The 20,269-nt window shown below is 39.9% G+C and carries 21 protein-coding genes, 1 tRNA gene and 1 pseudogene; 9 read left to right on the forward strand and 14 right to left on the reverse strand.

The features are described 5' to 3' along the window. Positions 1-717: 717 nt before the first annotated feature. Positions 718-794 (forward strand) — tRNA-Ile (locus B9T38_RS01290). Positions 795-1,003: 209 nt separating this feature from the next. On the opposite strand, the gene B9T38_RS01295 is transcribed toward B9T38_RS01290, so the two are convergent. From B9T38_RS01295 to B9T38_RS01345, 10 genes and pseudogenes are all read right to left on the reverse strand, one after another. Next, positions 1,004-2,341, reverse strand: a complete 1,338-nt coding sequence (locus tag B9T38_RS01295; protein ID WP_086195055.1) for a hypothetical protein — start codon at positions 2,339-2,341, stop codon at positions 1,004-1,006. 2 nt (positions 2,342-2,343) lie between these two features. Next, complete coding sequence (locus B9T38_RS01300; RefSeq protein WP_086195056.1) at positions 2,344-2,907, reverse strand: hypothetical protein; 564 nt, start codon at positions 2,905-2,907, stop codon at positions 2,344-2,346. Further along, complete coding sequence (locus B9T38_RS01305) at positions 2,897-3,859, reverse strand: hypothetical protein (protein WP_086195057.1); 963 nt, start codon at positions 3,857-3,859, stop codon at positions 2,897-2,899. The genes B9T38_RS01300 and B9T38_RS01305 overlap by 11 nt, the downstream gene beginning before the upstream one ends. 395 nt (positions 3,860-4,254) lie before the next feature. Further along, a pseudogene (locus tag B9T38_RS01310) lies at positions 4,255-4,779 on the reverse strand (hypothetical protein); the annotation flags it as partial. Then, positions 4,776-5,792, reverse strand: coding sequence for a baseplate J/gp47 family protein (locus B9T38_RS01315; protein WP_086195140.1), 1,017 nt, complete (start codon positions 5,790-5,792; stop codon positions 4,776-4,778). The gene B9T38_RS01315 and the pseudogene B9T38_RS01310, both read right to left, overlap by 4 nt. Positions 5,793-6,085: 293 nt before the next feature. Continuing rightward, a complete protein-coding gene (locus B9T38_RS01325; RefSeq protein ID WP_086195058.1) occupies positions 6,086-6,697 on the reverse strand; it encodes a phage protein Gp37 in 612 nt (203 codons plus the stop codon). Beyond that, positions 6,691-7,119, reverse strand: a complete 429-nt coding sequence (locus B9T38_RS01330) for a gp436 family protein (protein ID WP_086195141.1) — start codon at positions 7,117-7,119, stop codon at positions 6,691-6,693. The genes B9T38_RS01325 and B9T38_RS01330 overlap by 7 nt, the downstream gene beginning before the upstream one ends. 420 nt (positions 7,120-7,539) lie before the next feature. Continuing rightward, positions 7,540-8,301: an AAA family ATPase gene (locus tag B9T38_RS01335; protein WP_251992198.1), complete on the reverse strand. Its 762-nt coding sequence runs from the start codon at positions 8,299-8,301 to the stop codon at positions 7,540-7,542. A 54-nt stretch (positions 8,302-8,355) separates the two neighbouring features. Next, positions 8,356-10,230 carry a Mu transposase C-terminal domain-containing protein gene (locus B9T38_RS01340; protein ID WP_251992199.1) on the reverse strand — a complete coding sequence of 625 codons (1,875 nt, stop codon included), beginning with the start codon at positions 10,228-10,230 and terminating at the stop codon, positions 8,356-8,358. 296 nt (positions 10,231-10,526) lie between these two features. Then, complete coding sequence (locus B9T38_RS01345) at positions 10,527-10,802, reverse strand: helix-turn-helix domain-containing protein (protein ID WP_086195060.1); 276 nt, start codon at positions 10,800-10,802, stop codon at positions 10,527-10,529. 143 nt (positions 10,803-10,945) lie between these two features. On the opposite strand from B9T38_RS01345, the gene B9T38_RS01350 reads away from it, so the two are divergent. Both B9T38_RS01350 and B9T38_RS01355 read left to right on the forward strand, forming a co-directional pair. Continuing rightward, positions 10,946-11,848, forward strand: a complete 903-nt coding sequence (locus tag B9T38_RS01350; RefSeq protein WP_086195061.1) for a hypothetical protein — start codon at positions 10,946-10,948, stop codon at positions 11,846-11,848. A 797-nt stretch (positions 11,849-12,645) separates the two neighbouring features. Next, the gene (locus tag B9T38_RS01355; protein ID WP_086195062.1) at positions 12,646-12,858 is read left to right on the forward strand and encodes a hypothetical protein; all 213 of its coding nucleotides are present in this window, start codon (positions 12,646-12,648) and stop codon (positions 12,856-12,858) included. Positions 12,859-12,901: 43 nt separating this feature from the next. Here the strand turns inward: B9T38_RS01355 and bioB are convergent, their stop codons facing one another. Further along, positions 12,902-13,891: a biotin synthase BioB gene (gene bioB / locus B9T38_RS01360; protein WP_086195143.1), complete on the reverse strand. Its 990-nt coding sequence runs from the start codon at positions 13,889-13,891 to the stop codon at positions 12,902-12,904. Positions 13,892-14,175: 284 nt separating this feature from the next. After that, positions 14,176-15,288: a tRNA epoxyqueuosine(34) reductase QueG gene (gene queG / locus B9T38_RS01365; protein ID WP_086195063.1), complete on the reverse strand. Its 1,113-nt coding sequence runs from the start codon at positions 15,286-15,288 to the stop codon at positions 14,176-14,178. 23 nt (positions 15,289-15,311) lie between these two features. On the opposite strand from queG, the gene B9T38_RS01370 reads away from it, so the two are divergent. The 3 genes from B9T38_RS01370 to B9T38_RS01380 are packed head-to-tail and all read left to right on the forward strand — an operon-like array spanning position 15,312 to position 17,434. After that, a complete protein-coding gene (locus B9T38_RS01370) occupies positions 15,312-16,799 on the forward strand; it encodes an NAD(P)H-hydrate dehydratase (protein WP_086195064.1) in 1,488 nt (495 codons plus the stop codon). Next, the gene (locus B9T38_RS01375) at positions 16,796-17,071 is read left to right on the forward strand and encodes an acylphosphatase (protein WP_086195065.1); all 276 of its coding nucleotides are present in this window, start codon (positions 16,796-16,798) and stop codon (positions 17,069-17,071) included. Before B9T38_RS01370 ends, B9T38_RS01375 begins: the two co-directional genes overlap by 4 nt. Positions 17,072-17,107: 36 nt before the next feature. Beyond that, a complete protein-coding gene (locus tag B9T38_RS01380) occupies positions 17,108-17,434 on the forward strand; it encodes a hypothetical protein (RefSeq protein WP_086195066.1) in 327 nt (108 codons plus the stop codon). A 6-nt stretch (positions 17,435-17,440) separates the two neighbouring features. Here B9T38_RS01380 and ruvC read toward each other — a convergent pair whose 3' ends face one another. Then, on the reverse strand, positions 17,441-17,986 hold the full coding sequence (ruvC, locus tag B9T38_RS01385) for a crossover junction endodeoxyribonuclease RuvC (protein ID WP_086195067.1): 546 nt from the start codon (positions 17,984-17,986) through the stop codon (positions 17,441-17,443). Positions 17,987-18,108: 122 nt separating this feature from the next. Here ruvC and B9T38_RS01390 point away from each other — a divergent pair, with 122 nt between their 5' ends. Next, a complete protein-coding gene (locus B9T38_RS01390; protein ID WP_086195068.1) occupies positions 18,109-18,684 on the forward strand; it encodes an FxsA family protein in 576 nt (191 codons plus the stop codon). 145 nt (positions 18,685-18,829) lie between these two features. Continuing rightward, the gene (locus B9T38_RS01395) at positions 18,830-19,471 is read left to right on the forward strand and encodes a LysE family transporter (RefSeq protein ID WP_086195069.1); all 642 of its coding nucleotides are present in this window, start codon (positions 18,830-18,832) and stop codon (positions 19,469-19,471) included. Here B9T38_RS01395 and B9T38_RS01400 read toward each other — a convergent pair. Further along, positions 19,468-19,656, reverse strand: coding sequence for a hypothetical protein (locus B9T38_RS01400; RefSeq protein ID WP_086195070.1), 189 nt, complete (start codon positions 19,654-19,656; stop codon positions 19,468-19,470). The two genes, B9T38_RS01395 and B9T38_RS01400, sit on opposite strands and share 4 nt — an antisense overlap. 309 nt (positions 19,657-19,965) lie before the next feature. Between B9T38_RS01400 and B9T38_RS01405 the strand changes: the two genes are divergently transcribed. Beyond that, positions 19,966-20,199, forward strand: coding sequence for a hypothetical protein (locus tag B9T38_RS01405; RefSeq protein ID WP_086195071.1), 234 nt, complete (start codon positions 19,966-19,968; stop codon positions 20,197-20,199). Positions 20,200-20,269: the final 70 nt, after the last annotated feature.

The raw sequence follows: 20,269 nt of genomic DNA on the forward strand, positions 1-20,269 counted from the left end.
AAATACCTATTAGACTTTTGTCGAAGATAAAATTTTTTAAACACAGGGCGCAATGTGGCCTAAGTTTAATGAGGATTGAAAAGAATGATGTATGTTTCAACTTTTCTATTAGCATTTTGTTTGTTTATGCTGGTTGTTGTATGGTCTTTAATCGAAATTCGCATTGAAGAGCAAAAAGAACGCAGTCTTTAGCAGTGATTTGCAGTCGAAGCTGGAAAAATCTTTATAGTTGGATTTAAAAAATATTTCTTCACAATCTAAATAAAAATTAAAGTAATACTTTTTAGGTATAAGATTTTCATCTTTTTCACATGATTTGAATTTCAAAAAACGTGAGTGGATGAGGATTTAATTTAGTTTTGGCATTTTTAAAAAATGATAGTCAACAATCATTCATTTAAAAGGTGTTGGCTATTTAAAACTGTGTATTGATCATTCTGTTTTTTAAGTTTTACTCTTCTTAATTTATATGAGTGAAATATTGGCTCTCATTTGAATTTTTCAAACACTTACTATAAAGGCTTTTAGCTATAAAACTTACAATCTGTTTACAGGAGGGTGGGGCGGAGTTTAAGGAAAAATAATCCTCCTTTAAAATATGCTCAGTAATTGTTGTGTTACTGTGCAAGTGACAGCAAAAATGCTTGTTTTTTGAAAAAATCTTCGTTAGTATTGCCTCGCTTGAACTTGTTGATATATAACAAATTCAGCTTATCAGGGCCTATAGCTCAGTTGGTTAGAGCAGCGGACTCATAATCCGTTGGTCGACAGTTCAAGTCTGTCTGGGCCCACCAAATAAATCAAGCACTTAAGAGCGATTCTCTTGAGTGCTTTTTTAATTCTAAATTCTATGTAAGCAATCAAAAATAAATGTGTAAGTTTTCGGCTTTTTTTGCACTAATTTGTTTTTTATTCTGCACTAAAAAAATTTCAGTTATTCTGCACTAAATAAAAATCTAACGCTTCTCATCAAAGCATTAGATAAATATCAATTAAATTCTTATCAAACCGCACTGGATACACGAGCAAAACCATTAGAACCATTTTTACCTGCAATATAATTAGCAGGCGTAACCGTATTACCATTTCCATCTGTAGTTAATAGCGATGATTCACCTTTACCAGCCCCACCTACATATAAACGTGCATACTGAGTGTTAGCAGTATTGTTAGTATAGATAATAGAAAGCCGTGCACCTTCACCAGCCCCACCACCAAAACCTTGAGTAGCGGTAATATAACCATCAGCACCGTCAGCACCTGAACCACGTCCGTTAGAATCAGTTGCAGCACCAGTATGATTGGCACCCGTTGCATTACCAGCCTGACCATTACTCCGAGTCGCAGATGTGTATTCACCAGAAATTGTCCATTGGCCACCAGTACCTGCAGTACCATTAATATACTGACCGTTGCCGCCATCAACACCACCAATGCCAGCCTTACCACCTCCAGCGGTAAATATAATATTGGTGCCATCAATAGATAGATATGTAGCTTCACCATCCATACCTTTTAATGTAGCCGGATTTGAGTTAGCTACTAAATCTTCATAACGAGATGAACCACTACCGCCACCTGCACCAATTAATAAGAATGACTTGGATTCACCAGCTAGAATAGGAAAGACTACAGGCGTTCCTGTATAGATGTAATCACTATTACCCGCAGATGAGGTAAGACCTTCAGTTTGAATAATTGACCAGCTGATATTGCCTGAATACCCAACACGGTTCGTACCTGAGCGGTCGAAAACACTAATTCCAATTTTGGTATCTTGGCGTGAGATACCCCACGCTTCATGTCCACCTTCTGGTGTAATCTGAATAGCGTAGCGCGTATCAAGAAAACTAATGTTGCTACCAGCAGGTTTGTTAATTTCCCAAGCTTGTCCAGGCTTAATAACTCCAGCCATAATGACTTTTGGATAGAGTGACGCCAGTCCACTTGATAAATTAGAAATTTGTTGCTGCAATTGCTCAATTGCATCTTGTAATTGAGTCTGAAGTTCATTGTCAGCATTTTCTTGGTCTCGTTGCAACTGTTGCAATCGCACTTCAATTGTATCTGCAAATTGATTTAATACATTTTCAATAGTATCTAAATCAATCTGAACCCCATTTTTTGTAGCTAATAACTCAAATAATTGAATATGACTATTCGGATCTAAAGGAATACCATTTTTCTCAATTAAATTCGCTAATTCTTCCTGAATTGCATTTAACCAATCTGGTGTTAAGTATGTCGCATCCTGACCTGGTAAATCAGCATTATCATGAAAACCTTTTTTACCTGGGCCATTTACATCTTCACGTGCATTTACGCTATCAATTCTTTTCATTTTTAGTCCCAATCGTAGTAAGCAAAACCAAAACGGCTGTTTTTCATTGAGCCGATCTGAATGAGTCGTTTCGCACGTGTAATTTCATGTTCTGTTTGAAAGCGCTCACGCTGCAGGCGCATATACATTTTGTTGTTACGGATATAAGTCAGAATCACGTCAGAATTGGATGATTGAACCAATCTGCGTTCATCTAGTGATAATTGAGGGAAAGTAATTCCGTTGCCTAAATCTGCTGTGATTTGCTTTGAAACAGCTGTGTCATAAAACCATAAATAGCAGTGGCTGTTTGCAAGATACGCAATGACTGGCCGCATACTTAAATCAAAGCCCAAGCTTAAAGCAGCAACATTATCTACATTTAAAACTGTCTGTTCTTGCTGATCATGACTGAGCTTAATTGAGCCATTTTCATAGAAACATTTCCAAAGCGTTTGGCTAAGACCTTCTGATGCATTTTGTAAAGCAGTGCCGCCAAATTCAAAATCAATTAATGGATCATTCCGTAGCGGTGTGAAAAATTCAGTAGTGATAGGCTGTGATGAAAGTGCATTATTAGGAAGCATAATTCCCCCACGTCAACGTAAAACTATAGGTCAGAATAGTTTCGGCATTTTTAGGAATCGCTGGACTAACTTCCCAGTTATAACCACAACTCACACCTAAACTACCATTAAAATCACTGCCACACATCAAGCCATATAAGCCTGATGTGAAAGACTTGTGATTTCCGATATTTGCTTCTGAAGATGGGATAGTTTTAGATGCTTTTAATCCACTGCTCATTCCAAGATGAGTCAATCCTCCTGTATTAAATTGAGTGGTGACATAACCTGTAGGGATAGTAGGAATTTCACCAATACCAATGCCAAATACAGAATTAGACATGCTGCCATTAGTTGCATATTGAACCTTAACAGGTTTCCAAGCAGCTCCACCGGTGGCTGAACTAAATCTTGGGAGAGCAACGAAATTATGTGTACTTATAATATTTCCAGTTTTATCGACTAAATTGAAAGTACCTGTAGACTCTTGAGGGTAAATGCGGACTTCTGAAATCACATCTAAATATTCATCTGCAAGTACCGTAATGGTTGTTGGATTTCCTTCAGCATCTTTCACAAGCGCGCGGTTCCACAGCGTCGTATTTCCCCAACCTAAGCCTATTTCTGAAATATTTCCTGTTGCTGTACCAACATCAAATCTCCATGTTCGGCGACCAAACCAATAGTATGGTGCTGTAGCGACTTGTATGCCTCCTGAATCAACTACACCCGAAGCAGTTGTAGTAGTGGATGCTAAAAAACTATCTAGTGCCACTTGTAAAGCGACAGGCGTACTGTTGCCAGTGCCGACACAGCATCGGTCAATCCATGTGCCTGTAGACATTCTGGCAAGACCTGTCGTTAATACAAGATTATGGAATTCAGGTGTTTCACGAACAATTTCATCTGTATCAGCTTTGCGCACAACCATCTTGAATACTGCGCCGATACTAACATTTGCATTAAATTTCATATTTTTTCTCTGATAACGTCATTAATAGAAAGTGAAACATTGATGGCTTCATCAATGTTGGTTTTAATTCGCGGTTTTGAGACAACATCATGCATAGCGAGTGAAACACTAAGATTCTCTTGCATACTGTATTTGAGCATCTGCCGTGCAACAACATCATGTACAGTAAGCTGTACGCCAATGTTTTCAGTTAGTTCAGTTTTTGGAGGACGACTTAGCACAACATCATGTAAAGTTAATTCGGCACCAATGTTCTCAACCGCCGGTATCTTTACGCTGACTAAGACTGGATCAGGACGTGTTGAAGAATCTTCAACAGATAAGCTAGTCGATAGGTTTTCTACAAAATAAAAAGGATAAGGCTTCGATGTCTTAAACAGCAGTGGTACTTTCAAAACGTCTATTCGTAAATATCCGGGAAAGTAATTCTGAATAATGCAGTCCATGTCAGCAGGTGTAGTATTTGGAATTACAATCCGAATTTTGTACCGCAGCTGCTCTGTATTAACTGGCACATTGCAAGATGATGTACATTGCATCGGTTTAAACTTCTTAAACTCAAAAAGCTCTACACCAAAAATCTTTAAAACCTGGTCAAAGTAAGCTCGGTTCAAGACATTTCGTGTACTGCGCACCCACTTCAGAATTTCAAGCCGTTCTTCAATCGTTCTGCTAGCATTCACCGTACATTTCAGTGGTAAACCATATTCTGTTTCATACTCATTCATTAGCTCAGGTGGAATTGCTTCCAAAATACCTAAAAGCCTTGTTCCATCTAAATCCGCTTGAGCCAGCAGTTTTGCATGTGCATATACATCAACCGCCAAAGCTTCTGTGTTCGGTGATGTGTCATAACCGCCAACAGGCAATAGCTGACGCAATACTGAAGCATAAAGCTCAGTGGTTTCTTCTAAAGTCATGGCGCAGCGCTCACTAAAACAGTGCCTGTACGCAGCCAGTATGTATGCATCCAGTTCACAATCGGTTGAACGTTAGAATTAGGAGTAAGCACTACATCTTCCACATTGGCTAAAGCCATGATGCGGGATACAAGAACATTGGCCTGGTATTCTTCAACTGGGGCAAGCTCAGCAATATAGTTGCGGATCGTGGTTTCAACATCGGTGAAATTCACACCCATGCCTTTTACAGCAGCCGTAATATCAATTAATTGCTGTGTCGGTGAATACACTCGACAATCTGCCCAAAATCCAGCTTCTTCATCTAATACGATTTGAGCCGTATCTATTAAGGCTTGGTTTGGTAATGTGGGAGGGCTGCCGACTGCAGTGATTGAGACATCCATGGAACCCAAGCCACGACGCTTCTTATAAATATAAATTTTATCTACGCCAGGAACACTTTTCATGGCCCGCTCAAGGTCAGAACCACGGTCACGGGCTTGTCCAAGCTGCTTGCTTTCAAGCATACGGGCACGCCATACCTCAAGCTCTTCTTCATCAGAGCCACCTGCAATGGATATGACTTCAGCAGTTCCACTCAAGCCTGCAATCGGACTGACCCAAATCAATGAAGTGCCAGTAAAGTTCCATGACGCACCAATCTGATCAGCAGTTACGCTGATTTCAGTTGTGATATTCGGCTGAACGACTGTTGTAGAAATGATGCTCCAAAAATGACCTTTACCATCAGTCAGTTTTGTCCCAGCTTCGATGGTAATTTCAGCATTAGACTTGGCTTTGACTGTACCTGCAGCACGTGTACCACCTAGACGTGGAACGTTTAGTTCTTCAGCATGAATATCCGTAAAAGGAATGACCAGAATAGCAGGACGTTGCTCAATTGCATCCCCGACAAAGTTTAAATGATCAGTCCATGCCATGGTTTGATCACCTACAGTCGGTGCGCTATTTAAAGCAATAATGGTATGACCCAATGGTGCGATAATATCTAGGGTTTCATCTATATCAATAAATGGTGCTTCAGGATTAGTATTATCAACTGCCAAGGTAATTGCATAAGCATCGACTAAACGATTGGTTTTAACGGCAGCTTTAATCATCTTGCCGACTTTACTGTTGGCAACAATCTTATCTGCTGCATCAGCTTCATCATAAATCGCAACAGGCTGAGTCATTATTTTTGCATCGTCGGTTACAAATAAAACTTTATGTTCATTTGATGGAAGACCGGCACGCTGCGTATTGATATTTACATCAGTATAAATACCTGGTGTTTTAATACCTGCTTGAACTGGCGGCATATTTATTTTTCCTTCAGATTGACTAAATCACTTTCATCAACATGCGTATCATCAGGTTGGAAGTAATAATCAAAATTAACTTTATGAATTTCAGATTCAGTTTCAGCTTCTTCACGGTCTCGATCTGAAGCAATAATGGTGTATTGAGTCGTGAATTCTTGAGAAAGAACACTGATCGATTGATTACGAGTCTTGGTATTAAAAATGGTTTTGGTTTTGCCCAATTCTAGAGGATCAAGTCCTTTGATCTCTTCAGATGACAAATCATTACCTGTTAAAAGATTTTGAACCTGGTGCAACATGGAGAAAGTGCCAATATCAGAACCAGCACCATGACGTCGAGCTTCTTCATTCCTAACAGATTGAGCACCCACTAAAACGACGAATGTCACAGGATATTGGGTTTTGTTATGACTGGTTTTTTTTGGTGTTCCAGAGCCAACAAAAGCGACCCATATAGCAGGGAAGTGATTAATGATAGTGGAGATATCATCATCAAATTCACCGCCATAAGTTTTAATTTCTCGAATCCAAGGCCATGCTTTTGATTGGATCTGTTTTGCCATGACATCTTTTAAAGCCTGCTCAACTGTGCCTAAGTCCAGATTCACCATCCACGACCTCCAAAATCATGTCGGCCAATGGTCATCACTACACTATTATTTGAAGTCTTTACTGGAGCACTTTCACCTACTGGAGAACCACCCAGCTGAATGACTCCTTTTGAAATTTCCTTTAAGGATTTAACTGCATTTTCATAACGTGTTTTGATGGGATCATTATCTGACATGGCACCTGTGCAGGCATGGTAGCGTGCCATGTGACACGCTAATGACTCAAGGAATGGAGGTACAGTTTGCAACGGTAAAGAATAACGGGCTGCAATATAACCTTCGATTTCGCTGTTTGCCTCATTCATCGCAGCATTCAGCTTATCCAAGTTAATTACATCTTGGTAAGGTTGTTCATTGTCTGTCAGTTCAACAAGTTTACGTTCACCAAATTTTTTCGTCATTGCTTCAAGCGTTGCAAACATAGCCTTACTCCTTAAGCTAGCCTTCTTGGTAATCCGCAGCGTATTCCACATGGCTTTAGTACCAGTCTGTTTACACTGAATTTCACCTGACTTAGATACAGTTGGAACATTAAAGCCAAGATCACGTACAAGTTTGAAAAGTTTCTGTTTTACAACACAATTTTCGTGATGAACTGGTTTAGTAGAAATGATTTCAACAATTCCCGCTTTTTCTAAACAGCTTACAAACTCACGTGCGCTCTCATATTTCATATTTCCCATTCCAGCAACTTGCTTGATTGAAAAACATTCTTGATTTTTACGAATAGCAGTCCAAACGCGTTGGCGTGGAGATTGATACGGTTGACCTGCTTTCATAAAATTTTCCCCTTGTGTCAAAATTGACGAGTTTAAAAAACCAACTTGCATTTAAAACAGTCCTTAGAAACTACGTGGCTTAGGGCTTTCGCCAGTAACAAAGCCTTCAGGCAACAATGTTTTTAAGGTTTTTAGACTGATGTGTTTAACCCCATTTTCGAGTGCTGTTTCATTCAGCATTTCCAAATTGGTTGATACCCGACGGGTTGAACCACGTACTGAACTCAAGAGCTGTTCAAGTACAGGATCTTCAATCTCCAGTTTCGGTGCATAAATACTGCATAGCAGTTTAGTGTCAGACAGATCGGCTGGCAGGGCAGGCACCCAGTTCAAGATACGGCCGTGAAAGCGTTCCCATTTCTCCAACTTGCGTGCCAGCATTTCTTCACCAATAATCAAGAACGTCCCTTGGCTGGCTTCATACAGGTCACGTACAATTTCAACCTTGTTACCAACAACAAGATGGTCAAATTCATCAATGATGAGAGGACGGCCAGACTTCGCCAATTCACTACTCGCCAGCTCCATCATTTCAGACAAAGTTGCTGGATAAGGAATACTCATTTCACGTAGCAAAGCTTGTAAGAAAGCCTTTTTCGTGTATGTACTTTTGACTTGTACATAAAAAGCATTGGTTTTGGTGGCCACAAAATTGGCAGAGGTAGACTTGCCAAAGCCGCTTGGTCCGTAGTATGCAGAAATACCAGGCAATAAAGGATTACGCTCCAATGTACGTTTTACAGCGGTATAGCACTGTGAAATATTACGGATCTGAGCAATTCCGGTTGGAGTATTCATCTCCATTGCATTGACATTTGAGTTCATATAAATCACCATTAAATAAGTAGGTTGTTTTAAAAGTGGTACGCCAATACCGCTTTAGCCTTGACGCTGAGCTAAATAAGCGTTTAGTTCAGCGTTATCCTCTGAAAGTTCATCGAACTTTTTAGAAGTCTGGAAAAGCTCCCAGAAATCTTTGTCTGTTTCGTTCATCTCCTCATTACGTTTTACTTTCTGATCTAAACGAATCCATCTTTGGATTTTGGTTTCAAAACCTATATCCGCAGTGGTTTCTGCTGTCTTAATCGGGTGTACATCTTTGAAATAAATCACTCCATCTTTCGGCTTTGAAACTGGTAAAGCATTCAGTTCAGCCATCAATTCCTTATGCTGGTTTTGGTTAAATGGAATAACAGTCTGATTTTCAATGTGTTCAATCACTGCTTGAGGATTAACTTCCTGCAATACTTCATCCTGCTTAACAGCTAGGCGGCGTAAGCGTCCGTCAGCGCGACGCTGGCGAGCTTGTTCAACTTTGGTCATTGGGAAGTAACTGCGCTTATTGGCGTTCCAGAATGCATAGCAGATCAATCGGCCGTCTTCATCCCGCACGGTAATGCGGTCAGCATTGTGGATGTCATAGCCCACTAGGACTGTGTCACTGTGGTATTCAGCAAGTTCCTGGCTAAAGTAGCGGTTACCGAATAATTCAATTTCACCTCGACGTACCTTACGTTCCTCATAAGGACGGAACAGATCCTCTGCATCCCAATCCTCTACACAGTCAATCGGAGCACCCAGCTCTAACGCTTCACTCCATGCTTCCAACGGACTTTGATGACGCTTTTTAAATGTCACAGGGTCAGTAATACGTTTCAGACCGCTATGTGGTTTGTTGTTGTAGTTTCTGACGACTTCATCTGCATAATTAAGGAAGTCAGTCCAACTCATTAGTGCTTTAGACACACCAATCTGTTTGATTTCGCTACGAGTTAACTTGAACATTTTGTTACTGGCTTCGGCGTCCATATCTTTACCTATATAGGATGGTAAATTTTTGGCAGCTTTTACCCATAAAGTCTGGTGACTACGTTCAATCAAACCTTTGGCCTGAGAGTTATATGGCAGAGCATGGCTCATTTCAGTATTTAAACGTGCCATCACACCACGGCCTTTTGCACCCATCATTTGGTTTTTATAACCAGAACCGTTATCCACATAGAAAATGGCAGGGATACCGCATTCACAGGCACTCATACGTACTGCATCCAGTACCGCCCAACCACTTTCTGCCAGGTCAATAGACCAGCCGACCAGGCGACGTGTAGCCACATCAATAATCGACGTAATCTCAGGACGGAATGGCTTACCATGCATAGGGTGAGCAACTTCCGCATCAAAGCAGTGACCATCAGCGGTATACACATCAGTTGGCAAAAGCTGTTCAGTATCACGACGAATAAACGGCTTGATGTTTTTAATATCATGGCTGCCCATACGTCCACGTTGAGCTTCAACATTACCCAGCTTTTCCTTAATAAAACGGTATGCCTGATTGTAGCTAGGGCAAGGCACATCCGCTTTTAGGTAGTTTGGAAGTAATTCCAAAACAGCAGGTAAAGTCGGTTTTTGTGGTTGTGCCCAAAGCTTTAATAAATCCATTGCCCAGGCAGGAATATCTGAACGACGGGCTTTAGGTGCCAGTACACTGATAATATTGATTTTATGTTGTTCAGCTTCCTCTACTGATTTAACCCAGTCGAAAACACTGCGACGAGAAACGGTGCGGCCTTCACCTGCTTTGGCATTAGCTTTTTGCACAGCAAGCTGCATTTCTTCAGGTAATAAAAGCGCTTCTGCATCTACAATAAATTGTTCGATTGCCGGTGTCTTTTTAGTACCTTGTTTGATTTGCTGCTGAATGTAGCGCACGACAAATAAACGGTTTTCAGCAATTTCACGTTGCCAATTCATAAGTTCACTTGAAGGGCAAAATGGACTATTTGCAACATTAGTAACCGATATAACCTCAGTAGGTTGAGATTGAGAAACTACCTCATTCTTAATTTCACGTAATGAAATTAAATTCGTAAGTTCGGAACTTAGTTCGTATTCTTTTCGAGTCCCACCTTTTCCTCTACTCGGAACTTCTCTATACTTTAACGAATGAGCTAGAACGTATTTTTCAAGTCCTCGACGACTTGTAGGTAATCCGTCTAATTCAAGTTCATGTAATTCAGCAATGCTGTAATGTGTTTTCATTGAGACACCTACACTTGCTTTTTACTGTAACGTGGGTAAATACGCTTGTTATCCATAGTCCAACGCTCTGGAAATAACACATATAGTGGAAGATCCAGAAACTGTGAGATAACAAGCTCTCCGCTCTTGCATGGTTTAGCCAATGCACTGCGTAGAGTTGGTTCAGGCATATCGAAATCACGTGCTAAGTCAGAAAGGTTTTTACCTTTTCTCGCAATAGCCGCTTTAATAGAATGCTTGTCCCAAATATCATGTTCTTTGGGAAGGTTTTGCATAGACCCCATAGAGAACTCCTAAGCCAAAAGGCTTTTTTTTGAATCGTTAGAATCATCATTTGATGAATCTTGAATCATATTAGTTCGTAAATAGTTCGTTTTAAATAGTTCGCAAATTAATTACGAACGGTAAATTGTGGGTTTTAGATTAAATGACTGAAAATAAAGAAAATAAATTTGTTCGCTATTCTGATTTTGATTTTGTCCAATGTTCGCAATACAAGGAATTTAATTACGAACAAAGTGAAGTGGCTGAAATTGAATTAACTGATATACAGAAAAGACTGTATTTTTTAATGGTTAATAGTGAATTAACTAGAGATTCTAATGAGTCGCTTTATCATTGGTGTACTAGGTTAGGTTTGTCTAAATCCACAGCGTTCGGAATTTTTTCGAAAAACAATCAAACTATGCATACCTCAGTATCAAAAAAAATTGCGAACTCTACTGGGTCTAATTTTGAATGGGTACAATATGGTAGAGGTGAGCCATTCGAGAAGTTGCAAAAGTCTGAGAGTCCCTCTAAAACTTATGATCCATCCGATGATTACCATAATGAGGAAGAAGAAAGAAGCTATGTAAATCGTAAAGATTTTATAAGTAGTGATGGTATGAGCATTTATTATCTGAAAGAAGCCGTAAGGATTCAAAAAGAATTAGATATCTCTGCTCGCTTACCACAAGATGATATGCAAACCTCAAATATGTTTTTAAACTTATATAATTATTTAGTAGGTGAAAATTCTCGTAGACTTCGTTTTCCCATAGAAACAGCATTTATCATTGTAAAAAAAGCATTAAAAAATAAAAGCCAAGTAACAAATAATCGCATGGCTCAACTTATATTTAGAATTGCACAAGCTTTATCTTATGAGATTGAAAGTTTTTCACAATCAAACTCATCACAGGATATAAGTCCTTGTAATGCCTATCATATTGATGATGTTAGGAGATTTGTTTACTTAAATTGGGATAATAGCGATTTCCAAAATTATGTTATTAATAGGCTAATCGAAGAAACATTGATTTATTATGAAAATATAATTAACTCATAGATTCAGTGCAAAATAAAAAACAAAAAAAATGCACATTACATAATTTTTTAAAATTCAGTGCAAAATAAAGGGCAAATCAAGTTCAACCTGGTTTGCCCTTAAATATTTCATCAAATCCTCATCAGCTCTAGCTTTCATCCCACATCATCCCAGAACTTCCCGAATCTTCCCGCATCTCTCCAGTGCAGAATAAATAGATAACTCACAGGTAGGCAATAAAAAAGTCTCATTAAGAAGCTTTTATTTCTTAGATAGTCAAAACTTACATATTTATATTATAGTCTTTATTTTTAATAACCTATTGTTTTAGATTGCTTTATTAAAGTTCTTATAGAAACTAAAATTATTGATTGATTAAAATTTCTTGCCTTTGAAGATAGTCTAGCCTCTTTAGCACTTAAGTGAATTTTATTTTGTAATTTTCTTAAAAATTAGAGTTAAGTTATTTGAATTATCATAAAAATATGATACTAAATAACTGTGATCTTTTTTTGATCACTTTGGTGTTTCAGGATGAAATATCAGATTATAGAAGCTGAACTTAAAAAATAAACAATGATGGAGTTTAGAAAATGCTTCAATTACTTATGAAATTATTTTGCTTGCATGTGTATGAGTATGAGCATATGGAAGAGATCGGAGAACATAAAGAATGTAGAAAGTGTGGCATCAATAAACCGCTTTAAATGAAACTATGGGGATCATTAAAAAGTGAGCTTCGGGCTCACTTTTTAGTTCTTAGAAACAATTGAAAAAAAGATTAAACTACCAATTTAGACCTATTTGAAATTGTAGTCATGAGCATTGATTTTACTGCAGATACTTACATTGTCACTGATCAATTAGCAGACACTTTGGTCTGGTTAAGTCATCATCAGAATTGTTTTGATTCGTTCAGTTATGACACTTTTACTCAGGAGTTGGTGGTTTACCATGCCAATGGAGCAGATATCATTCGTCGGGGAAATTATTTAAATGCACGTTATGGCATGTTAATTACCTCGGGTTAAATAAAAAAAGCCCTAAAAGGGCTTTTTTTAGAATTTGCTCAGTTTAACTGGCCATGGCATCTACGGAGAGTTCTTTGACTGTTGGTTTGGCTTTTTCTGCGATTAAACCTAACTTGTTAAATAACTGTCTGTCCTTACCTTCACCGGCATTCGGTGTGGTCAAGAGTTTCTCACCCGAGAAAAGCGAGTTGGCCCCTGCCATAAAAGCCAGTGCCTGATCAGAATCAGACAAAGACTCTCGCCCTGCAGACAGGCGAATATAGCTTTTAGGCATAATAATGCGGGCAACCGCAATGGTACGAATCCATTCAGTCACATCTAGTTTTTCCACATCAGCCAGTGGCGTACCTTCAATTGGCACTAGCATATTGATGGGTACTGATTCAGGATGAATCGCTAAAGTTGCTAACTCATGCAATAAACCAATACGGTCCTGGCTGCTTTCACCCAAACCGACAATTCCGCCACTACACACTTTCATGCCGGCTTGACGGACAAAATCCAGAGTATTTAAGCGGTCATCAAAGGTACGGGTACTGATCACATTGGAATAATATTCACGTGAGGTATCTAGATTGTGGTTGTAATAGTCTAGCCCTGCATCTTTTAAACGTTCTGCCTGCGACTGGTTGAGCATGCCTAAAGTCATGCAGGTTTCCAGACCCAAGGATTTTACCTCCCGTACCATTTCCAGTACATAAGGCATATCGCGTTCATGCGGATTACGCCATGCTGCACCCATGCAGAAACGAGATGAACCAGAAGCAAGCGCTTCTTTGGCTTCCTGAATCACTTTATCCACGGCAATACGTTTTTCGGCTTCAAGTTTCGAATCATAATGCGCTGATTGTGAACAATACTTACAGTCTTCTGGGCATTTACCTGTTTTGATCGAAAGTAGGGTACTGACCTGAATGGTATTTGCAGGAAAGTGTTCACGATGAATACGCTGTGCTTCAAAAACCAGATCTAAAAAAGGCTGGTTATATAAATCCTGAATTTCTTCTCGTGTCCAGTCATTACGTACATTCATTAGTGAAATTCCATAAATATCTTCATTATTACTTTTATCATACATAATTTATGCCAAATCCAAAGGCATAAACGACCAAATTTAATAGCATCTAACGATTGATTTTTAAAGTTTATAGTAATTGTAAGATTGTATATTTAGTAGCAAATTGAAGCTATTTACTACAAATATCACTGCAAAGTTTTTTATTATTTTTATAATTTTGTCCTGATCTGGAGTTTATGTTTTTTATTAAGGTAAAACTTTGTCAGTATCTTGAAATTAAAAAACTGGAGCAATAGCTGTTAATTTTGGCTCAGTATGGAACTGGATTTGGCCAGATGTTCTTGAATTGCCCAGTCAATATGGACTTGCACAATCTCATCATGCTGGTCGCGAGTTTGCTTTAAAGTTTCCATAATTTCTGTGGAAAAAGGTGCATTGCCCAAACCAATGGCAATATTACGCATAAAGCTTTGGTAACCGGTGCGCCGTAGTGGACTGCCTTCGGTATGGGCTAAAAAAGTCTGTTCATCCCAATGCCATAAGTCCAGTAAACTCACCTGATCCAGACCATGTCGCGGATTAAAATCTTCAATTGTGGTTTTCTTGGCAAAACTGTTCCAGGGACAGATCAGCTGGCAATCATCACAGCCAAATACACGGTTACCGATGCCACGGCGCAATTCTTCAGGAATGATGCCTTGATATTCAATGGTCAGATAGGCAATACATTTACGTGCATCGAGCATATAGGGTTCAACAATGGCTTGGGTTGGGCAAATATCAATACACGCCGTACATGAGCCGCAGTGCTTGGTTGCAGGACTGTCAAAGGGCAGTTCAAGTGAAGTAAACAGTTCACCCAAAACAAAAAAAGAACCTGATTTTTTATGGATCAGTAAGGTATGTTTTCCGGTCCAGCCCATGCCGGCATTTTCAGCCAAAGACTTTTCAAAGATTGGAGCAGAATCAGCAAAGGGACGAGATTCAAAATCTCCCACTTTTTCCCGAATTTTGCTGGCCAGGGTTTTGAGACGGCCACGCATGGTTTTATGGTAATCACGGCCACGTGCGTAACGTGCAATGATGGCGGCATTTGGTTCATCCGGGACATAACGTGGCTTGGGTGTCTCCACCAAGTAGTTCATCCGGACACAGATAATGCTTTTGGTCCCCGGCACCAGCAAAGTCGGATCGGCCCGTTTTTCCAGGTTTTCTTCTAGAAATTTCATGTCGCCATGGTAGCCACGTTTCAAATATTCTTGAAAACGTGGTAATTCTTCTTGAGCATCCGGTTTGGCAATGACACAATTACTAAAACCTAATTGCAACGCCTGTGCTTTAATCCACGCTTTCAGCGCTTCAGGATCGGTTTGATCTAAAGGAATTTTTTGTGATGCTGCGGATGAAGCCATAATGATATAAAAAAGGAAGAACAATGCCTCCGCAAGTTTACCATAGCCCTGTTTATCATAGCCAAAGTATTCAAGCCTGGGAGCAACGCTGGTTTGCTAAGCAAAACAGTTCTTATGGCTTAATGCAGCAAGTGGCCTGGAGGATTACGCAGCGCTTAGTTCCCATTTTTCAGCGACAAAATATCCAAAATATTGCGGTCTGCTGTGGAGAGGGCAATAATGCCGGAGATGGTTATCTGACGGCTAAATATTTAAAACAATATGGTTTTGATGTAGATATTTATGCTGCTGAATTGGGTGCATCCAAAGATTTGCACACTGCCTATCAAGAAGCAGTCGATGCTGAAATCAATATCCATTCCGGATTTGCATTTCAAAAACAGTATGAGGTTTATATTGATGCGCTATTTGGCATCGGCTTAAACCGAGAACTGGGGGCAGACTGGCAACAGATCATTCAAACTATCAATGCTGAAACAGGCCTGAAAATCGCCATTGATATTCCAAGTGGCTTACAAGCAAATAGTGGTCAGCCCTTACCCTGTGCCATTAAGGCAGATTATACCTATACAGCTTTGGGCTTGAAAGCTGGACTCTTTACCGGACAAGGCAAAGAGTTTGCAGGACAGGTTGAGGTCATTTCCCTAATTCCTGCCGATGCTGAATTAAAGCCGATTGCCCAGCTTTCATCGCAGAGTATTCATTTACCGCAACGCCAAGCTTTTGGTCATAAAGGTAGTTATGGTCATGTGTTGGTCGTGGGCGGCCATGAAAATATGGGTGGTGCAGTAATGATGGCGGCTGAATCGGCGTTTAGTGCCGGGGCGGGCAAAGTGACTGTCGTCTGTCATGGAAAACATCACACCGCAATTTTGGCACGTTCACCCAATATCATGCTGCGTGATATCAATGCCTTGACCAAAGTCGAGATTCAGCAATTATTAGATCATGTTGATGCCGTCAGTTTTGGCATGGGACTAGGCCGTGATGCATGGTCAGAACAGCAATATTTTAAATGGTTTCCGAAGTTAAATTCAGCTGACCATTTACATCTGGTGCTGGATGCCGATGCATTGTGGTTCTTAGCGGAGCATCCAGACATATTAAAAGCAAATAGTTACGCTACACCTCATTCGGGTGAGGCGGCAAAATTGTTGGGTTGTTCAGTCAAAGACGTTGAAAATGATCGAGTCGCAGCGATACATGCCCTTCAGGAAAAATATGCCGGACAATGGGTACTGAAAGGTTCAGGCAGTTTAATTCTGGAAGATCAGCTGTGGATTTGTACCGCCGGTAATGCAGGCATGGGAACTGGCGGTATGGGCGATGTCTTAGCCGGAATGACTGCCAGCTTAAAAGCCCAGTTTGCCGGGAAAATCCAGTTGCATGAAATTGTAACTTTGCATGCCTTAGCGGGGGACTGGCTGGCAGAGCAAGGCATGCGTGGTTTGCAGGCGCAGCATATGCATGCAGCAATTTATCATGTAGTGAATCAGGGAAATGGCCAATGAATAGGGCGGTTAAACTGATTATTCAGGGCAAGGTTCAAGGGGTTAGTTATCGTCGCTGGTTTGCCCAGCAGGCTGAAGAATTAGAGTTAAAAGGTTATGTGAAAAATTTGACTACGGGTGAAGTGGAGGCCCTGGTTGCCGGTGATGAACTGATCATTGAAGAGCTTTTGCAGCGAAGTTGGCTAGGGCCGAGTCGGGCAGAAGTTTCAGGAATTATTCAAACACCAGTCCAGCCCGATGCTCATCTTAAAGAATTTAAAATCCTGTATTAAATAAGAAACGATAAGAATAATGAGTTAAAGGAAAAGATGGATAAATATCTGGTGGTCGCTATTGTCATAATCGCTTGTATTGTTCTGGTGATTTATACGCAGCGCACTGATATAGGTACGGCGAGCAGATCATTTAAAGACATTGTACAAAAAGAATTTAGCCCATATAAAGTCATTGAAAGAAATGGTGTGATTGTTATCGGTGAGTACAATACGCATGACCAGTTTGAAGAGCGAATCATGATTCGAATTGACCAAAATCAGAAAAAGAATATACGAAATTTTGGACGGAGAGTGACCTTTACTTATAGTAAACAACCCTCGGTCCGGGAAATGCGTCAGGATTTTGCACCTTATCTTTAAACGTGCTTAACGTCTTCTGCCGCTGTAACGGCTACGACCACGGGCCATGCCACCCAAGGCATTCAGTACCGCCATTTTACTCATACTGCCTGAGGCATGCGCATGACAAATGGCGGCAGCTAAGGCATCGGCCGCATCCTGCTGTGGTTTGATGCTTAAGTTTAAAATCCGCATCACCATCATCTGCACCTGTTCTTTATCCGCAGCCCCATAACCGACTACAGACTGTTTGATTTGACGGGCAGTATATTCAGCCACCTGCAAATCCAGATTCACCAAAGCGGCAATGGCTGCACCGCGGGCTTGTCCCAGTTTTAAAGCAGAGTCCGGATTTTGTGCCATAAAGACCTGTTCAACTGCAGCTTCGGTAGGGCCATGAAATTTAACAATCCGTTCCACACCTGCAAAAATCCGTTTCAAGCGTTCAGGCATTTCCGGAGTTTCGGTACGAATGGTTCCTGCATCTACAAATGTTAATTTTTGCCCATCTTTTTCGATAATGCCATAACCTGTTAAGCGTGAACCGGGGTCAATACCGATAATTAATGACATGCAAAGCCTTTAAAAATAAAATAATGCCCATATTGTTACATAAGCGTAGCAAAAAAGCTTGATAGTGATTAAGCAGTTAATGACTACACATTATTCATTTTGTTGAGATTAGATTAATTTTCATGAAATTATTTCTTATTGTACTGGTTGGCTTAATCCTGGAAGTTTTTGTCTGGATTGGCGTGGGTGACCTCGTCGGCAGCATGTGGTACGTATTTTTCTGGTTTGTGATTGCCTTCTTTATCGGGATGAACCTGATTCGTAAATATTCAGCGGGTTTAATGCCACAAATGCAGCAAATGCAAATGGGACAAATGAGTGGCGATCCTGCATTGACCAATAATCTGCCTAAAATTCTGGCCGGTTTTTTCCTGCTGATTCCAGGTTTAATTACCGATGTCTTGGCATTGTTAATTTTGATTCCGGGCGTTCAAAATGCATTTAAAAATGTCATGATGAAAACCATGGCCAAACGTCAGCAAGCCATGATGGATAAAATGATGGGTGGCATGATGGGCAACATGAATGGCATGGGCGGTGATGCTCAAGGGCAAAACCCATTTGCGGATTTAATGCGTCAAATGCAAGGCATGCAGCAAGGCGGTTCACAGCATCGCGATTCCAGCATCATTGATGGTGAAGCACGTGAAGTAACACCTGAAGCGAAAAAAATTGAATTGAAAGATGTGAAAAAATAATTTTTAAAATGATATTTTTTAAGCCGAATCATCATGCTTCGGCTTTTTTATGTTCTGAATTTTTATCTAAATTATTTAAAGCTGCAATCATGCAAAAGATTAAACAAACGATATAATACGTTTTTTAAAAATCTCCACTATTTCTATGTCACTGCTTTTGACCATTTGTGCACTGCATTTTGTTGCACAGCTTAGCCCGGGACCTGATGTTTTATTAATTGCCAAAAGTTCGGCATCGACCTCAAGAGCCAATACATTAAAGATTATTCTGGGTATTTCAGTCGGCATTCTGGTTTGGGTGGTGCTGACCTTGCTGGGCTTTACTGTGCTGGTTGAACAATTTCCATGGATACAACAGATTTTAATGCTGGTCGGTGGGCTATTTCTGGCACGGATGGGCTGGGCCATGCTGAATGGCGGTTTAAAAACCCTTAAACAGCACACCGGCATAGAGACGGATGGTCAGCAAGTTGCAACAGCAGATGCGCAAAATTATTTTTTATCGGGATTGTTGACCAATCTCTCCAATCCTAAAACGCTGATTTATTTTAGTAGTGTCTTTTCTTTGGCCTTAAGTTCTTCAGCTTCGAGCCATTTAAAAACACAGCTGGCCATTATTATCCCAATCCAAACTTTTTTGGTCTTTACTTTGCTCATGCTGATTTTGTCTAGGCCAAAAATTAAAACGGCCTATCAGAGTTCTGGCAGTTATATTGATGTGATTTCGGGTGGGTTATTTCTGATGTTCGCCATCTGGTTATGGTATGACGTACTTGCCATATTTTAATACTCTTTGCTGATAGCATCAGTCGCAGGAGTAGATGAGGGAGTAGCAGTGCGTACTTCCTCATTTTTTTCGCCTTGAGAATAGCGATTGGGTTTTAAGGTCGCTTCTGTATTTTCTGAGCCTTTATAGCTGCGACTACGGTTGGCACGTTCGCGTAAGCCGCCTTTTTTAATCAGTTGAACCATAAGATCCTCCCTTTCAAGTTATTCAGGGTTATTTTACTCAAAATACGAGCCTTTAGGGAGAAGATTAAAATATACAGATTTAAGGGTGATGTTTTGTGTTTCAAATAGGGACTCTTTATTTTGAGGTTTTTATTTTTTTATAAAAATTAGTATCTTGAATTTGTGCTGGAACTATTTTTACTTGGGTGACTTTACTTGTAGATCAATAAGCTTGTATTCCCAAAAAGACTGGCTTAATATTTTATTGAAACTCCGGTCCATCAGTGCTAAAAGATGGAAAATAAAAACAAAAATAGTAGGAGCATAGCTATGCTATATCAATATCATTGTGCCTGTTGTAACAAAGTTGTTGAATCGACTGAAAAGGAATGTAGTAGTTGCGGTTCACATAATATAAGAAGTCCTTATGGTTTCTGGATTTTGTGTATTTTAACCTGTCTGGCAGCCGTTATTCTTTTTAAAATTAGCCATGTTTATTTACAGGATCATCAAGATGTTCCTCTGCAACCTTCTGTACTGGAAGTGATTAGTACTAGACAATAACAGAATTCAGTTTGAGTGATTGAAAAAAATCCTGATTTTTGACCGTCAGGATTTTTTTGTTGAGTAACTT

It is taken from the genome of Acinetobacter sp. ANC 4218, from assembly GCF_002135245.1.
In the GTDB taxonomy this organism is placed as follows: domain Bacteria; phylum Pseudomonadota; class Gammaproteobacteria; order Pseudomonadales; family Moraxellaceae; genus Acinetobacter.

What these genes read in the sequence shown, in the direction of transcription:
- B9T38_RS01295 (WP_086195055.1), bottom strand. Translation starts at nt 2,341, where the DNA reads ATGAAAAGAATTGATAGCGTAAATGCACGTGAAGATGTAAATGGCCCA.
- B9T38_RS01300 (WP_086195056.1), bottom strand. Translation starts at nt 2,907, where the DNA reads ATGCTTCCTAATAATGCACTTTCATCACAGCCTATCACTACTGAATTT.
- B9T38_RS01305 (WP_086195057.1), bottom strand. Translation starts at nt 3,859, where the DNA reads ATGAAATTTAATGCAAATGTTAGTATCGGCGCAGTATTCAAGATGGTT.
- B9T38_RS01325 (WP_086195058.1), bottom strand. Translation starts at nt 6,697, where the DNA reads ATGGTGAATCTGGACTTAGGCACAGTTGAGCAGGCTTTAAAAGATGTC.
- B9T38_RS01330 (WP_086195141.1), bottom strand. Translation starts at nt 7,119, where the DNA reads ATGTTTGCAACGCTTGAAGCAATGACGAAAAAATTTGGTGAACGTAAA.
- B9T38_RS01335 (WP_251992198.1), bottom strand. Translation starts at nt 8,301, where the DNA reads ATGAACTCAAATGTCAATGCAATGGAGATGAATACTCCAACCGGAATT.
- B9T38_RS01340 (WP_251992199.1), bottom strand. Translation starts at nt 10,230, where the DNA reads ATGAATTGGCAACGTGAAATTGCTGAAAACCGTTTATTTGTCGTGCGC.
- B9T38_RS01345 (WP_086195060.1), bottom strand. Translation starts at nt 10,802, where the DNA reads ATGGGGTCTATGCAAAACCTTCCCAAAGAACATGATATTTGGGACAAG.
- B9T38_RS01350 (WP_086195061.1), top strand. Translation starts at nt 10,946, where the DNA reads ATGACTGAAAATAAAGAAAATAAATTTGTTCGCTATTCTGATTTTGAT.
- B9T38_RS01355 (WP_086195062.1), top strand. Translation starts at nt 12,646, where the DNA reads ATGAGCATTGATTTTACTGCAGATACTTACATTGTCACTGATCAATTA.
- bioB (WP_086195143.1), bottom strand. Translation starts at nt 13,891, where the DNA reads ATGAATGTACGTAATGACTGGACACGAGAAGAAATTCAGGATTTATAT.
- queG (WP_086195063.1), bottom strand. Translation starts at nt 15,288, where the DNA reads ATGGCTTCATCCGCAGCATCACAAAAAATTCCTTTAGATCAAACCGAT.
- B9T38_RS01370 (WP_086195064.1), top strand. Translation starts at nt 15,312, where the DNA reads ATGCCTCCGCAAGTTTACCATAGCCCTGTTTATCATAGCCAAAGTATT.
- B9T38_RS01375 (WP_086195065.1), top strand. Translation starts at nt 16,796, where the DNA reads ATGAATAGGGCGGTTAAACTGATTATTCAGGGCAAGGTTCAAGGGGTT.
- B9T38_RS01380 (WP_086195066.1), top strand. Translation starts at nt 17,108, where the DNA reads ATGGATAAATATCTGGTGGTCGCTATTGTCATAATCGCTTGTATTGTT.
- ruvC (WP_086195067.1), bottom strand. Translation starts at nt 17,986, where the DNA reads ATGTCATTAATTATCGGTATTGACCCCGGTTCACGCTTAACAGGTTAT.
- B9T38_RS01390 (WP_086195068.1), top strand. Translation starts at nt 18,109, where the DNA reads ATGAAATTATTTCTTATTGTACTGGTTGGCTTAATCCTGGAAGTTTTT.
- B9T38_RS01395 (WP_086195069.1), top strand. Translation starts at nt 18,830, where the DNA reads ATGTCACTGCTTTTGACCATTTGTGCACTGCATTTTGTTGCACAGCTT.
- B9T38_RS01400 (WP_086195070.1), bottom strand. Translation starts at nt 19,656, where the DNA reads ATGGTTCAACTGATTAAAAAAGGCGGCTTACGCGAACGTGCCAACCGT.
- B9T38_RS01405 (WP_086195071.1), top strand. Translation starts at nt 19,966, where the DNA reads ATGCTATATCAATATCATTGTGCCTGTTGTAACAAAGTTGTTGAATCG.